Below are 13,744 nucleotides of genomic sequence, written 5' to 3'. Positions count from 1 at the left end.
ATGAAAGCGGTGCGCCTCAACAGTATTGGTCAGGTCAGTGTTGAAGAACTTCCCCTGTCTGATTTGCCCGTTGGATGGGCCAGAATTAACGTGCATTCAGCGGGAATTTGCGGCTCTGATTTACATAATTTCAAAACCGGAAAGTGGATTGCTCATCTTCCTGTGACACCGGGGCATGAACTGTTCGGCGTTATTAGCGAAATCAACGGAGAGAGCGAGCACTTCCAGCTGGGGATGCGTGTGGTAGCAGACTCACGCGTGTACTGCGGCAATTGCGCATTTTGCTCGTCGGGAGCGATGAATCTTTGTGAGTCATTGGGCTTTGTCGGGGAAGTGTTTGACGGCGGTTTCGCTGAACAAGTGGCGTTGCCGTTAAGCAGTTTACTGGCGGTACCCAACACGATTCCCGATGAGATAGCGGTGTTGAGTGAGCCGTTAGGCGTGGCATTGCGGGTGGTGAATCAACTCAATGTCGCTGAGGGTGATGCTGTGTGTGTCACAGGCGGCGGAACGATCGGAGGTTTGACCGCCTTATTGCTGCACCGCTTAAAAAAATGTCAGGTGCAGCTCATCGAACCGAATGCCCAGCGCTATCAATTGATGGCTTCTGTGGTGCCGCTGGTCACAACGGGAAAATATGCCTTTGGTGTTGAAGCATCGGGATTTCCGGCCGCACTCTCACAGCTGATCGCGGGGATCAACTCCGGCGGCCGTATTGCGATGGTCGGGATTTTCCATCACACAGACGGCATCGACCTCAATGCGTTAGTGGAACGGGAGATCACGCTGGTGGGTTGCAGCGTCTTCCAGCATGAACAGCAGGCGGCATTGGAGGTCATGGCCTTGCTGGCGGATGACCTGGCCCGGCTCATCGCACCGTCGGTGCAGCTGGATGACGTGCCTGAAACCTATCAGACACTGATCGCGGGTAAATCAACCTTCCTGAAAACGGTGATAAAAATATGAGTGTCATGACGTCATTTTCCTTACAAGGTAAAAACGCATTGGTCACTGGCGGGACGCGTGGCATTGGTTATGCGCTGGCACAAGCACTGGCTCAGGCCGGTGCACGTGTCACGATCACCGGGCGAGATGCCGTTTCGCTACAAGCGGCGGTGGGGCAGTTACGCGACGCTGGCGTTGAGGCCCATGGCCTGATTCTGGATGTCACGCAGGCTGCGAGCATTCAACAGGCGGTTGCCGCTGCGGGGCGAGTGGACATTCTGATCAACAATGCCGGCACCGAACAGATTCGGCCCTCGCTCGAAGTGGATGAAGCGTTGTGGGATACCATTGTCGGGACTAATCTCAAGGGCGCATTTTTTTGTGGTCAGGCAGTGGCGAAAAACATGGTTTCCGCTGCATCCGGCGGCGCGATCATTAATGTGTGCTCGCTGACCACCTGTGTGGGCGTACCCGGCGCCGCAGCGTATGCCAGTTCAAAGTCAGGCCTGGCGGGGATGACGCGCACGTTGAGCGCAGAATGGGCTGCGCATAACATTCGCGTGAATGGCATCGGTCCCGGCTATTTCGCAACGGAAATGACGCAGGTTTTTTATCAGGATGACGCATGGCGCGATGCAATGCAGAAAAAAATCCCACTGGGTCGTTTTGGCGAACTCGACGATCTGGCCGGCAGTGTGGTTTTTCTCAGCTCAGAATCTGCCCGATATATTACCGGGCAGATTCTGTATATCGATGGGGGATATCTGGCGTCTATTTAGCCTGCAACACCTCTGGCTGCAGGTCGGAAAGGGTATTGCAGTCACCAGGCCAGTGTGCGGTCAATTTCCCCTCTGCGCCACCATCAATACAGTCGAAAGCAAAACTGAGCAATATGCGTTTGGCTTTTGCGCGCAGTTGTTCTGGATTGAGCTTCATCTTTATCTCTGTCTGTCATTCGAGATTGTGTGCCTGTATAGATAACTTGCAGGCAGCATGCCAATGATTTCACTGCTAAAGTTCACAGAAGCTCAATCCGCGAGTCAGCCTAACCAACCAATCAGTGCCGCAGCGCACAGACAATAACCGCCAAACAGATGCCAGCGATCATGCTCCAGCCAGCGGGAAAGCCAGCGTAGCGCCAGAAGTCCGGCGACAAAACTGAGTAGCATGCCCACCAGGCTGGGCAAAAGCACGCCACTGCTCACGGCGGCCGTGCCAGCAGAACCTGAACTGAAAGCACGCAGACCCTCTTTGACGATCACCGCCGGTGTCAGCACCACGGCTAACGCAAAGCTAAATTCTTCCGCACGTTGCCGGGCCACGCCCAGGGAAAGACCGGTAGAAATGGTGGCGCCAGAACGAGAAAAACCACGAAAGGGCAGACACAACCCCTGAACGAAACCAATACCTGCGGCGCTTAAAGGTGAAAGTTCGCCGCGATCTTTTTCTTTCAGGCGTGAAGAGAGGATAATTAATAAGCCTGCGGCAGCGAGACCACTGGCGATTATTTTGCTGTTACTGAACAACGATTCAATTTCAAAAGTATCGGCATTCGCGGCGAAGAAATATTTAATCAGCTTCATTAGCGCCAAACCCACTACGCCGGTCACTGCGGTGGCGAGAATAATTAAAAATACATTCTTCTTAAATGCACGGCCTGAACTGAAATAGGTCTCCCGCCAGTTATTCCAGAAGTAAACAATCACCGCGAACATCGTGCCGGTATGCAGCATTACCAGCAGCAGTGTCATATCGGGGGCCGCAGGGTCCAGTCCCAGGAGTTTCTCCGTCATAATGACGTGTGCAGAGCTGGAAACCGGCAGTAATTCTGCCAGCCCCTGAATTACGGCCAGAATGGATACATCGAAATAATTCACCCGTTCGCCCTCAGATAAAATAGTGGAAATTGAGTCGTGACTTAACCTCGCACACCCTGACACATTTCTCATTTTAGTCGTGATAAGTATTATCCTATTCGTGATGTCGTTTATGAAATGTTTACTGAATTAAAAATCGAATAATACGCAGGTGACAACTGTATGACGTGGCGCTGCATTTTTCGATGATGTTTTACCCAGCCGGGCACGTTAAACGACGCTGAAAATAGCCAGCATCGGTGCTTACCAAAATGGCGCATCGCTGCGCTATTTTTGTGCTTCCTGTCAAACCGAATGCATGACAACGAAACATAAGTATTCGATCTTGTATCCAAGTCCGTATCCCATCAGGCGTTATCTTCTCATCGCCAATTGTTGGCATCTTCTGGCACGCAAACTGCATTAATCCCGTTAAGTGACCAAATCGGGAGATGAATCATGTTTGAGGCTTTACTGGATGAGGATGCTACTGCCCTGGCAGCGCTGATCCGCAATGGCGAGGTGTCTGCCCGTGAATTGACGCAAGCCGCGTTGGATCGCATGGAAAAACGCGAGCCATTGATTCAGGCTTTTTGTACGGCGTCACCCGAGTTGGCGTTACAGCAGGCATCAGCGGTGGATGCGAAGCGTGCACGCGGTGAAGCACTGGGTGCTTTTGCGGGTGTCCCATTGGCGGTTAAGGATCTCATTTGCACGGCGGGTGTGAAAACAACCTCCGGTTCAGCAGCCTATGCTGATTTCATTCCTGAAGATGACGATATCACCGTCGAGCGCCTATTGGCTGCTGATGCGGTGCTGCTGGGGAAAACCACTGCGCCCGAGTTTGGTTATAGCGGCGTTGGGCACAATCCGCTGTTTCCTTCACCGCGCAATCCCTGGGATTTGAGCAAAACGCCCGGCGGTTCCAGTGCCGGATCCGGCGCGGCGCTCGCCGCTCGCCTTTGCCCGATTGCATTGGGCAGTGACGGCGGCGGATCGGTGCGTATTCCAGCGGCGCACTGCGGCGTTTATGGATTCAAGGCCTCGATGGGGCGGGTGCCGTTATGGCCCGGTTGCCGGGATGAACGCTTTCCCGGCGTCTCGAGTTGGGAATCACTGGAGCATATTGGACCGATGACGCGCACTGTGCGTGACAGCGCACTCATGATGTCAGTGATGGCAGGGCCGGATATGCGCGATCGTCACTCCATTCCCTGTAGTGACGTTGACTGGATGCTCACCCTGAATAAACCCTTAAACGGACTGCGCATTGCCTTCAGTGCCGATTTTGGCTATATCGCCGTCGATAAGGAAGTTCGTGACGTTGTCACTAAGGCGGCGCGCCATTTTGCGAGTGAACTGGGGGCGGAACTAGAAGAGGTGGATCCCGGCATTGCCGATGAGGGTGCCACTTTTGCTGCGCTGGTGGCCTTTGAAAGCGATCTTACCGGCATGCGAAAGATGCAAAACGATTTGGGTTCACGCATGTCGCCTCATCTGAGCGCCATGTTGCAACGCGAGTGGCGCGCTGAACACTTTACCGACGCCAATACCGCACGTAAGAAGATCTGCAATCAGCTGTGGCGATTTATGCAGCGTTACGACTTGCTATTGACGCCAACGCTGGCAGTACCGCCGTTCCCGCTCAACATGCAGGGACCAGAAATCATCGATGGGCGCATGGTGCGCAGCGATCACTGGTTGTCGTTCTGTTATCCCTTCAATTTCACAGGCCAACCGGCGGCCTCAATCCCTGCGGGCTTCACCGCCAGTGGCTTGCCGATTGGTCTGCAAATCGTGGGTCGTCATCTGGACGATGGCCTGGTGCTGGCGGCAAGTGCCGCTTTCGAGCGCATCCAACCGTGGAATCACCTTTATCCTGACTTAATCGGAGTTGCCCATGAGTAACAAATCCTCCCCTGCGCTGGAGCAGGAATTTGAACACGAGCCGGTTCCTTTAAGTCACCGTCACTCGACGCGATCGGTATCAGCTGTCTGGTTCGGTTTCCCGATGATCCTCACCAACGCGTTGTTTGGTGGCATTATTACCTGGCATTTGGGTTTCTGGCCCGCACTGATTGCCATCCTGCTCGGCAATCTGGTGCTGTTCGCTTATGTTGGCGCACTGAGCTGGTTTGCAGGTAACACCGGGATGAATTTCGCCCTGCAGGCAAAGCGTACCTTCGGCACCAAAGGCTATATCCTCGTGTCCGGTTTTCTCTCGACCGTCGTGATTGGCTGGTATGCGTTTCAAACGGGATTAACCGGTACAGTCATTAACCAAACCTTTGGCTGGAACGCACTCGCGGTGACCGCTATCGCCATGATGCTGTATACCGGCGTCACCTTCCTCGGCGTACGTGCGTTGTCTATTCTGGGAATGATTGCCGCACCGCTGTTTGTGGTGCTCGGTTTGGTCGCACTGTGGTTGATTGGGCAGGATCACGATTTCAGCACCATTACTCAGTTCAAAGGCAGTACTGGCGCAGTCGGCGCCATGAGTATGGGAACGGCGGTGACGATGGTGGTGGCGGGATTCGCCGATTCGGGCACCATGACCGCGGATTTCACCCGCTGGTCGAAGGACGGCAAATCAGCGGTTATCGCGGCGTTTTCCGCTTTTCCTATGGCTAATGTGATCTCTTATCTGTTCGGTGTAGTGATTGTGGCGGTGGGCGCGGCGGTTGATCCGGTCAATAATGGCGGTAATTTCCTGCCAATGCTGATGAACCACGGCACGTTACTCTCCATCATCGCTTTCTTGTTTGTTTTCATTAATCTCGGCTCTGTTTGCACCCATTGTTTGTACAACGGTGCCGTTGGCTTTAGCCATCTGTTCAGCAGCAAGATGCGAGTCTGGACGTTGATCCTCGGCGCCATCGGCGGAGCGTTGGCGCTGGCGGGCGTGTGGTCCTACTTCCTCGAATGGCTGAGTTTGCTGGGCATTGTGGTGCCACCCTTCGGCGCGGTAATGATCGTCGATTTAATCTTCATGGCCAAAATCAGTGAGCAGCGCAAAACGCGTCGCCTGCGCGGCAGCGCTTTCGCGGCCTGGGCGATTGGTAGCTTGTGTGCGGTGCTTGCCCACATTGCCTTCCCGAAGTTTGGTGAAGCGGTGATTGGTCTGGTGACGGCAGCAGCCAGTTACACCCTGATAGTCAAACTGAAGCGCGAAAACACCGCCAGCCTGATGGAGCAGAAAAATGCCTGAGTTCACTATTGATTCAACACCTTATCCTTGGCCTTTTGATGGGCGGTGTACGCCTGCGGATACCGCACTGATCGTCATCGATATGCAGACCGATTTCTGTGGCAAGGGCGGTTATGTCGATAGCATGGGGTATGACATCGCACTGACCCGCGCTCCGATAGCGCCTTTGCAGCGCGTACTGGCACGCATGCGGGAGTTGGGCTTCCCGATCATCCATACGCGTGAAGGCCATCGTCCCGACTTGAGTGATTTGCCGGCCAATAAACGCTGGCGTTCAAAGCGGATGCAGGCGGAAATCGGTGCCCCCGGTCCCTGTGGCCGTATTCTGGTGCGCGGTGAGCCGGGTTGGGAAATTATCCCGGAGCTGGCGCCACTGGCGGGTGAAACCATCATTGATAAGCCCGGCAAAGGCTCTTTTTATGCCACCGACCTTGAATTGATCCTACGTAGTCGGGGCATACGCAATCTGCTTATCTCGGGCATCACTACTGATGTTTGTGTGCATACCACGCTGCGCGAAGCCAATGATCGTGGCTTCGAATGCCTGGTGCTGTCCGATTGCTGCGCCGCGACTGAGCTTAAACATCACGAAGCGGCACTAAGTATGATTCATATGCAGGGCGGCATTTTTGGCGCGGTGGCCAGTTCGGAGACCTTGCTGACGGGCCTGGCACAATCTTCCGTCGCGTTAAGCGTTTAACCATTGCAGATAATGTCCCGGCCACTCAGTCGTTTGTGTGCCGGGCTTACCCAATCCAAAACCATGACCCCCGCTGGGATAGCGATGCATCTCAACCGGCACGTGCTGTTGCTTACACGCGGCAGCCATGATCAAAGTATTGTGCGGATCGGAAACAGGATCGTCTTCGGCCTGAACCAGGAAAAACGGCGGTGATTGCGGATTAACGTAGGATTGCACCGACCAGGCGGTATCCGCGCTGAGTGATGCATCTTTCCCGACCAACACTTTATGCGTGGAGGTGTGTGCATAAGGTGGCTCAAGCGTAATGATGGGATAGATCAGCGCGGCACGATCGGCCGTTGCAGGGAGATTGTCCAATGCATCACTGGCCTGATAAGCGTGAAAACCCGCGCGGTTCGCCGCCATTCCCAGCAGGTGACCGCCAGCCGAAAAGCCTAATACGCTGACATTATTCTCACGGTGACGCACGATACGCAGTGCGCGCTGTGCATCCTGAAGTGACACTAACGCGCCATCTTTCCAGCCTTCCTGCGGCAGGCGATGACTCAGCACATACGCTGTGTAGCCTTGATCCGCCAGCCACGCTGCAGCGGGCCAGGCTTCTTTGCCCATTTCGATACGCGTATAGCCGCCGCCAGCCGCAATCAGTACGGCGCGTCCCTTTGGCTGAACCGGCTTGAAGACGGTGAGCGTCGGCATGGCAATATTGCGCTGTGCGCCTTTGGCACTAAACGTCATCGCCCCTAAAGGTCCACCGCCACCCGGCGGTTGTTTTGGCCACAAGGGCAAGACCTGCGCGGGTTTTGGCGCAGAAGCGGCCAGGCTAAAGCCGCTGTGCGCAGCAAACGGGGAGAGCAGTAAACCGGTAAGAAAGTGGCGACGAAGCATGGCCGATCCAGACTGAATACAAAAAAGGTATTGAATCAGAAGAATCGGCAGAGAGTATGAAGAAGATGTTGTTAAGTATGACTAATCACCTCATTTTCCTTATGCGATCTGCTGCAACGTCTCACCCACAGCGTCAAACAAACGATCTAACTCGGCAGGCTGTGTATTGAACATCGGGCCAAACTGCAGCGTATCGGCACCGAAGCGCACATAAAAACCGGCTTTCCACAGCGCCATACCCGCTTCAAACGGCCGAAGTGTGGCATCGCCGTCGCGTGGCGCAAGCTGGATGGCACCCACCAGACCGCAGTTGCGGATATCGATGACGTTTGGGCAATCACGCAGCGCATGTAGGGCGTGAGCAAAGTGTGGTGCCAGCTCGGCGGATTGCGTAATTAGCGCGTCATTTTCCAGTAACGCCAGCGTCGCCAGGCCCGCTGCGCAAGCCACCGGATGGGCAGAATAGGTGTAGCCGTGGGCGAATTCCACCGCGTGTTCTGGCAACTTTTGCGCCATAAAGGTGCTGTAAATTTCGCTGCTGGCGACCACACCACCCAGCGGAACCGCACCATTAGTGATTTGTTTGGCGAAATTGAGGATATCAGGCGTGACGCCAAAGTATTCAGCACCGCTCCAGCGGCCCATACGGCCAAAACCCGTGATCACCTCGTCAAAAATCAGCAAGATATCGTGCTGCGTGCAGATTTCGCGCAGGCGTTGCAGATAGCCTAGCGGCGGAATAATGGCGCCCGCAGAGCCAGAAAGAGGTTCAACAATCAAGGCGGCGATGTTGGACGCATCATGCAGCTCAATCAGTTTCAACATCTCATTGGCCAATGCCACGCCGCCGGTTTCGGTCTGACCAGCAGTGAAGGGCAGATCGGTTTGCAGCGTGTGCGGAATATGGTCAACATCCATGAACTGACCGAACATCTTGCGGTTGCCACCAATGCCGCCCAGGCTGGTTCCGGCGATATTCACGCCGTGGTAACCTCGCGCGCGTCCGATAAATTTGGTTTTCGCCGGCTGGCCTTTGATGCGCCAGTAGGCGCGTGCCATCTTCACCGCCGTGTCTGCTGATTCCGACCCCGATCCGGTAAAGAACACATGGTTCAGGTCTCCCGGCATATGTTGGGCAATCTGGTCTGCCAGCTGAAATGACAGCGGATGACCGTACTGGAAGCCGGGTGAATAATCGAGTGTGCCCAGTTGTTTCGCCACCGCCTGCTGGATTTCACTGCGGCAGTGGCCCGCGCCACAGGTCCATAAACCGGAAAGGCTATCAAAAATCTGCCGTCCTTTATCATCAGTCAGCCAGCGGCCCTGTGCGCCGACAATGATACGAGGATCGCGCTGGAAATTACGGTTGGCAGTAAACGGCATCCAGTGCGCTTGCAGATTGAGATCGGTAGTGTTGACAGCATCAGACATGATGTTTCTCCAGACAGGTGTATGAAGAGTTTGCATTTAACGGTTAGTTAAGTTAAATCCCTATTAATTCATCTTCAGTTATTGATTTACTCACCTAATGAAAAGCAAATCGCTCGCGCAGGTTACCGACTTTGATCTCAAATTATTGCGCCTGTTCAAAACCGTGAATGAGAGCGGCAGCTTCTCTGCAGCAGAAAGTTTGTTGGGCATGACGCGATCGGCCATTAGCTTGCACATGGGCGACCTGGAAAAGCGGCTTGGCATGAGATTGTGTCAGCGCGGGCGCGCGGGTTTTGCCTTGACCGAAGAAGGGCGTGAGATCCTGCGTCATAGCGACAGCATGATGGCGGCTATCGAGCAGTTTCGCTTACAAGTCAACCAGATGCACAAGCAGCTGCGCGGGGATTTGAATATCGGGATTATTAACAATCTGGTGACTCAGCCGCGCATGAAAATCACCCATGCGCTGGAAAAACTGCATGAGATAGGTCCCGACATTAGACTGAATATCAGCATGATGACGGCTGCAGAAATTGAAAGAGGGTTGATGGATGGCCGATTGCACGTCGGTGCACTGCCGGTGACTTCGCCGATTTCCGGCCTGGATTACATGCCGTTGTATGATGAGCGATCGCAGCTTTACTGTAGCGACACCCATGCGTTGTTTTCCCACGAACCTGACGATGCGCAACTAAAAGGGTGCGATGCGATTGCGCCTGCTTTTCGCATGACGGCAGAAGCCATTGCCATGCATCAGAAACTCAATTGCAATGCCACAGCAACCGACCGCGAAGGCATAGCCTTTTTGATTCTTACCGGGCGCTTTATCGGTTTTCTGCCCGACCACTATGCTGCACAGTGGGTGGAGAAAAAGATCATGCGCGCCATCGCACCGGAACGTTTCCACTTCACCAGTAAGATCGCTGTGGTGACGCGCAAAGGGCGCAGCCAGAATGCCATTCTTGAACGATTTATGCAGGCGATTGAGTGGGAATGAGTTTTACCACAAGGCGTAAAACGAGCACGTTACTAGTTACAACATACTTTTATATTTACATTCATACGCTAAATTCTGGCTCTCTAGCGTCATCGGTTAAACAGGAATGAAAAGGGATCGTCTGGATGAACTAGCAGCCAAATGCTGGACTTGATACCGACATAATTGGAGCAACGCCCCTCTAGCCTGATATTTTTGGCGCACTTAATCAATCCCAGCTTACATCGTGTGCTGCTGGATGAAGTGCCGCTCTCTGAACGCAGCGCTCACGAAGAGTTTGAGCAGCAGTACGCGGAGTTTTATCGACAGTTCGTCGTCAAAACAATGAATACGGATTCAGATCGCGTATCGGTGGTCGCTATTGTTTTGGCTTCTGCGGTTGAGGGGGTGGTGCATGATGCCGCCAGACGTGATCAACTGGGCGCAGATGACATCAAGGTCGAATTACAGCGGCTGATCATGGCCTATCTGCAAAACTAGCGAGAAAAGAGCAGGGTGACGCGATCGTCACCCTGAGAGAGGCGCTTAGGCCCGTTTCGGTTCACCACGCACCGGCAAATCTCCGGCGACGAAGTAATCTGCTTCGCTACGCGGCAACGGCTGGCGACCACGAATGTTATCCGCGATCTTTTCACCGATCATAATGGTGGTGGCATTCAGATTGCCGGTGATGATCAGCGGCATAATCGACGCATCCACCACGCGTAACGCCTGCAATCCATGCACACGGCCTTCGCCATCAACCACCGCCATGTCATCACTGCCCATTTTGCAGGTGCCACACGGGTGATAGGCGGTCTCGGCATGGTTGCGCACAAACTCATCCAGCTGTTCATCGGTCTGGCAATCGAGGCCCGGACTGATTTCCGCGCCGCGATACTTATCCAGCGCGGGCTGATTGATGATCTGGCGCGTAATACGAATCGCATCACGAAATTCCTGCCAGTCCTGCTCATGTGCCATGTAGTTGAACAAAATAGCCGGATCACGACGCGGGTCGCGCGATTTAATCTGTACATGCCCACGGCTCGGTGAACGCATTGACCCCACGTGACACTGGAAACCGTGTGCTTCAACGGCGTTGGAGCCGTTGTAATTAATCGCCACCGGCAGGAAGTGATACTGAATGTTCGGCCAGGTAAACTCCTCGCGGCTGCGGATAAAACCACCACCTTCAAAATGGTTGCTGGCACCGACGCCAGTGCCGTTGAACAGCCACTCTGCACCGATTTTCGGCTGGTTCCACCATTTCAGTGCGGGGTAAAGTGAAACGGGTTCTTTACACTCATACTGCAGATACATTTCGAGGTGATCCTGCAGGTTTTCGCCGACGCCGGGTAAATCATGCACCACTGGAATATCGAATTTATTCAGCAGCGCCGCAGCGCCTACACCGGAACGCTGCAGAATCTGCGGCGAGGCAATGGCACCGGCGCACAGTAACACTTCACGGCGCGCATGCACCTGATGTGAAGTATTGCTTGAGCCTTGCAAGTATTGCACGCCCACCGCGCGCTTGCCTTCAAACAAGATGCGATCGGTAGTGCCATGGGTGATGATCTTCAGGTTCGGACGCACTTTGGCGGTATCGAGATAGCCACGCGCGGTGCTGGATCGACGACCTTTTGGCGTAACGAAGCGATCCATCGGACCAAAGCCTTCCTGCTGATAGCCGTTCAAATCTTCCGTGCGCGGATAGCCTGCTTCAACACCGGCTTCAATCATCGCGGCAAACAGCGGATTATTACCGGGCTTACAGGTGGTGATGCTCACCGGACCTTCGCCGCCGTGATAATCGTTGGCACCGATATCGCGGGTTTCTGATTTGCGATAGTAGGGCAGACAGTTCAGATAGCTCCAGCTTTCCAGGCCAGGCTGCTGCGCCCAGTTATCGAGGTCCATGGCGTTACCACGGATATAGCACATACCATTAATCAGTGATGATCCGCCCAGTCCTTTACCGCGTCCGCACTCCATGCGGCGATTATTCATATGCGGTTCTGGCTCGGTTTCATACGCCCAGTTATAGCGTTTGCCCTGCAACGGATAAGCCAGCGCGGCTGGCATCTGTGTACGGAAATCGAAGCGGTAGTCAGGGCCACCGGCTTCTAAAAGCAGCACATTCACACTGCTGTCTTCGGTCAGTCTTGTTGCCAAAACGTTCCCTGCGGATCCGGCTCCGATAATGATGTAATCAAATTCCATTAGTCGCTCCTCAGGTTAAAGCTGAATTAAAATACGGACTGAAAACGGGATAACTCGACCTGCACCGACTTCACCTGGGTGTAATTTTGCAAGGTCATCAGGCCATTCTCACGGCCAATACCGGAGTGCTTGTAGCCGCCCACCGGCATTTCGGCGGCAGATTCACCCCAGGTGTTGATCCAGCAGATACCCGCTTCGATCTGATGAATCACACGGTGCGCACGGTTCAGGTCTTGCGTGACCACGCCCGCAGCCAGACCGAAATCGGTGGCATTGGCGCGGCGCACCACTTCGTCTTCGCTCTCGTAGGTGAGAATCGACATTACCGGCCCGAAGATCTCTTCACGCACGATGGTCATCTCATCGCGGCAATCGGTGAACACCGTGGGTTCAACCCAGGCTCCATTGTCGAAATCGGCGCCTCTCAGGCGTTTGCCGCCACACAGCAGACGCGCCCCTTCTTTGATACCGGTTTCGATAAAACGCATCACGTTATCGCGGTGGGGGAAGCTCACCAGCGGGCCAAAGTTGGTAGCAGGATCGTTCAGATCGCCTGCCTTGATACGCGCCACACGTTCAGCAATCTTCGCTTCAAAGGCGGTCTGGAGTTTAGCCGGGATAAACACGCGCGTGCCGTTGGTGCATACCTGACCTGAACTGTAGAAGTTGGCCATCATGGCGATGTCAGCGGCCAGATCGAGATCGGCATCATCAAAAATGATCAGCGGTGACTTGCCGCCCAATTCCATGGTGACTTCTTTCAGGGTGGAGCCCGCGGCATTCGCCATCACTTTTTTGCCGCTGGCCACGCCGCCGGTAAAGGAGACTTTATCGATGCCCGGATGGTCAGTCAGCAGTTGGCCAGTGACCGCGCCACGGCCGTTTAGCACATTGAATACGCCGGCCGGCACGCCCGCTTCGGTGTAAATTTCTGCCAGCTTCAGTGCAGTCAGTGGAGTCACTTCACTCGGTTTAAAGATCATCGCGTTACCCGCTGCCAGCGCAGGGGCCGATTTCCACAAAGCGATCTGAATCGGGTAGTTCCACGCACCAATACCAGCGACCACGCCGAGCGGTTCGCGACGGGTATAAACAAACGCCGTGTCGCGCAGCGGGATCTGTTGGCCTTCGAGCGTCGGGATCAGACCGGCGTAATACTCCAGCACGTCGGCACCGGTCACGATGTCAACATATTGGGTTTCGCTCAGCGGTTTACCGGTATCGAGGGTTTCCAGCGCGGCTAACTCGTCGTTACGCTCACGCAGAATATCGACGGCACGACGCAGAATGCGTGAGCGCTCCATGGCGGTCATCGCAGCCCAAACTTTCTGACCTTTTTGCGCGGCAGCAACAGCACGATCAACATCGGCCTGCTCCGCCTCATGTACCTCGGCCAGTACTTCGCCATTGGCCGGGTTGATGGTCTGGAATGTATGACCTGCGCTCGCTGCAACGAACTGACCATCGATATACAGCTGCTGTTCGGTGAATCGGGACATGGTTTCTCC

13 protein-coding genes are annotated in these 13,744 nt (G+C 54.5%); 7 read left to right on the top strand and 6 right to left on the bottom strand.

From position 1 onward, the window contains the following. Complete coding sequence (locus IAE30_RS04855; RefSeq protein ID WP_200677765.1) at positions 1–966, top strand: zinc-binding dehydrogenase; 966 nt, start codon at positions 1–3, stop codon at positions 964–966. A 5-nt stretch (positions 967–971) separates the two neighbouring features. Next, positions 972–1,724 carry an SDR family NAD(P)-dependent oxidoreductase gene (locus tag IAE30_RS04850; protein ID WP_234472645.1) on the top strand — a complete coding sequence of 251 codons (753 nt, stop codon included), beginning with the start codon at positions 972–974 and terminating at the stop codon, positions 1,722–1,724. On the opposite strand, the gene IAE30_RS04845 is transcribed toward IAE30_RS04850, so the two are convergent. Together IAE30_RS04845 and IAE30_RS04840 are read right to left on the bottom strand one after the other, a co-directional pair. Beyond that, positions 1,717–1,881, bottom strand: coding sequence for a hypothetical protein (locus IAE30_RS04845; RefSeq protein ID WP_200538452.1), 165 nt, complete (start codon positions 1,879–1,881; stop codon positions 1,717–1,719). The two genes, IAE30_RS04850 and IAE30_RS04845, sit on opposite strands and share 8 nt — an antisense overlap. 104 nt (positions 1,882–1,985) lie before the next feature. Further along, complete coding sequence (locus IAE30_RS04840; protein ID WP_200538453.1) at positions 1,986–2,822, bottom strand: undecaprenyl-diphosphate phosphatase; 837 nt, start codon at positions 2,820–2,822, stop codon at positions 1,986–1,988. 438 nt (positions 2,823–3,260) lie between these two features. Between IAE30_RS04840 and IAE30_RS04835 the strand changes: the two genes are divergently transcribed. Genes IAE30_RS04835 through IAE30_RS04825 form a run of 3 tightly spaced genes read left to right on the top strand, consistent with a single transcriptional unit; the run spans position 3,261 to position 6,712 of the window. Further along, positions 3,261–4,709 carry an amidase gene (locus tag IAE30_RS04835; protein ID WP_200677769.1) on the top strand — a complete coding sequence of 483 codons (1,449 nt, stop codon included), beginning with the start codon at positions 3,261–3,263 and terminating at the stop codon, positions 4,707–4,709. Then, a complete protein-coding gene (locus tag IAE30_RS04830) occupies positions 4,702–6,012 on the top strand; it encodes a cytosine permease (protein ID WP_200677778.1) in 1,311 nt (436 codons plus the stop codon). The genes IAE30_RS04835 and IAE30_RS04830 overlap by 8 nt, the downstream gene beginning before the upstream one ends. After that, positions 6,005–6,712, top strand: coding sequence for a cysteine hydrolase family protein (locus IAE30_RS04825; RefSeq protein ID WP_200677780.1), 708 nt, complete (start codon positions 6,005–6,007; stop codon positions 6,710–6,712). The genes IAE30_RS04830 and IAE30_RS04825 overlap by 8 nt, the downstream gene beginning before the upstream one ends. On the opposite strand, the gene IAE30_RS04820 is transcribed toward IAE30_RS04825, so the two are convergent. Both IAE30_RS04820 and IAE30_RS04815 read right to left on the bottom strand, forming a co-directional pair. Further along, positions 6,701–7,603 (bottom strand): alpha/beta hydrolase, encoded by a 903-nt coding sequence (locus tag IAE30_RS04820; protein ID WP_200677782.1) that lies wholly within the window; start codon positions 7,601–7,603, stop codon positions 6,701–6,703. The genes IAE30_RS04825 and IAE30_RS04820 overlap by 12 nt on opposite strands. Positions 7,604–7,702: 99 nt before the next feature. Continuing rightward, positions 7,703–9,034 carry an aspartate aminotransferase family protein gene (locus tag IAE30_RS04815; protein ID WP_200677784.1) on the bottom strand — a complete coding sequence of 444 codons (1,332 nt, stop codon included), beginning with the start codon at positions 9,032–9,034 and terminating at the stop codon, positions 7,703–7,705. A gap of 97 nt (positions 9,035–9,131) precedes the next feature. Here IAE30_RS04815 and IAE30_RS04810 point away from each other — a divergent pair, with 97 nt between their 5' ends. Together IAE30_RS04810 and IAE30_RS04805 are read left to right on the top strand one after the other, a co-directional pair. Next, complete coding sequence (locus IAE30_RS04810) at positions 9,132–10,031, top strand: LysR family transcriptional regulator (RefSeq protein ID WP_200677786.1); 900 nt, start codon at positions 9,132–9,134, stop codon at positions 10,029–10,031. A 195-nt stretch (positions 10,032–10,226) separates the two neighbouring features. Continuing rightward, positions 10,227–10,511: a hypothetical protein gene (locus tag IAE30_RS04805; protein WP_200677788.1), complete on the top strand. Its 285-nt coding sequence runs from the start codon at positions 10,227–10,229 to the stop codon at positions 10,509–10,511. 45 nt (positions 10,512–10,556) lie between these two features. Here the strand turns inward: IAE30_RS04805 and betA are convergent, their stop codons facing one another. Both betA and betB read right to left on the bottom strand, forming a co-directional pair. Beyond that, complete coding sequence (gene betA / locus IAE30_RS04800) at positions 10,557–12,236, bottom strand: choline dehydrogenase (protein WP_200677796.1); 1,680 nt, start codon at positions 12,234–12,236, stop codon at positions 10,557–10,559. Between the two features lie 26 nt (positions 12,237–12,262). Beyond that, on the bottom strand, positions 12,263–13,735 hold the full coding sequence (gene betB, locus IAE30_RS04795; RefSeq protein WP_200677798.1) for a betaine-aldehyde dehydrogenase: 1,473 nt from the start codon (positions 13,733–13,735) through the stop codon (positions 12,263–12,265). Positions 13,736–13,744: the final 9 nt, after the last annotated feature.

The sequence above is a fragment of the Pantoea sp. S61 genome, from assembly GCF_016625145.1.
GTDB classification, from domain to species: Bacteria; Pseudomonadota; Gammaproteobacteria; order Enterobacterales; family Enterobacteriaceae; genus Pantoea; species Pantoea rwandensis_B.
Note: the sequence above shows the minus strand (reverse complement) of the source record. Positions and strands in the feature narration are given on the sequence as shown.

Coding starts and splice junctions, on each gene's coding strand:
- IAE30_RS04855 (WP_200677765.1), top strand. CDS start 1: ATGAAAGCGGTGCGCCTCAACAGTATTGGTCAGGTCAGTGTTGAAGAA.
- IAE30_RS04850 (WP_234472645.1), top strand. CDS start 972: ATGACGTCATTTTCCTTACAAGGTAAAAACGCATTGGTCACTGGCGGG.
- IAE30_RS04845 (WP_200538452.1), bottom strand. CDS start 1,881: ATGAAGCTCAATCCAGAACAACTGCGCGCAAAAGCCAAACGCATATTG.
- IAE30_RS04835 (WP_200677769.1), top strand. CDS start 3,261: ATGTTTGAGGCTTTACTGGATGAGGATGCTACTGCCCTGGCAGCGCTG.
- IAE30_RS04830 (WP_200677778.1), top strand. CDS start 4,702: ATGAGTAACAAATCCTCCCCTGCGCTGGAGCAGGAATTTGAACACGAG.
- IAE30_RS04825 (WP_200677780.1), top strand. CDS start 6,005: ATGCCTGAGTTCACTATTGATTCAACACCTTATCCTTGGCCTTTTGAT.
- IAE30_RS04820 (WP_200677782.1), bottom strand. CDS start 7,603: ATGCTTCGTCGCCACTTTCTTACCGGTTTACTGCTCTCCCCGTTTGCT.
- IAE30_RS04815 (WP_200677784.1), bottom strand. CDS start 9,034: ATGTCTGATGCTGTCAACACTACCGATCTCAATCTGCAAGCGCACTGG.
- IAE30_RS04810 (WP_200677786.1), top strand. CDS start 9,132: ATGAAAAGCAAATCGCTCGCGCAGGTTACCGACTTTGATCTCAAATTA.
- betA (WP_200677796.1), bottom strand. CDS start 12,236: ATGGAATTTGATTACATCATTATCGGAGCCGGATCCGCAGGGAACGTT.
- betB (WP_200677798.1), bottom strand. CDS start 13,735: ATGTCCCGATTCACCGAACAGCAGCTGTATATCGATGGTCAGTTCGTT.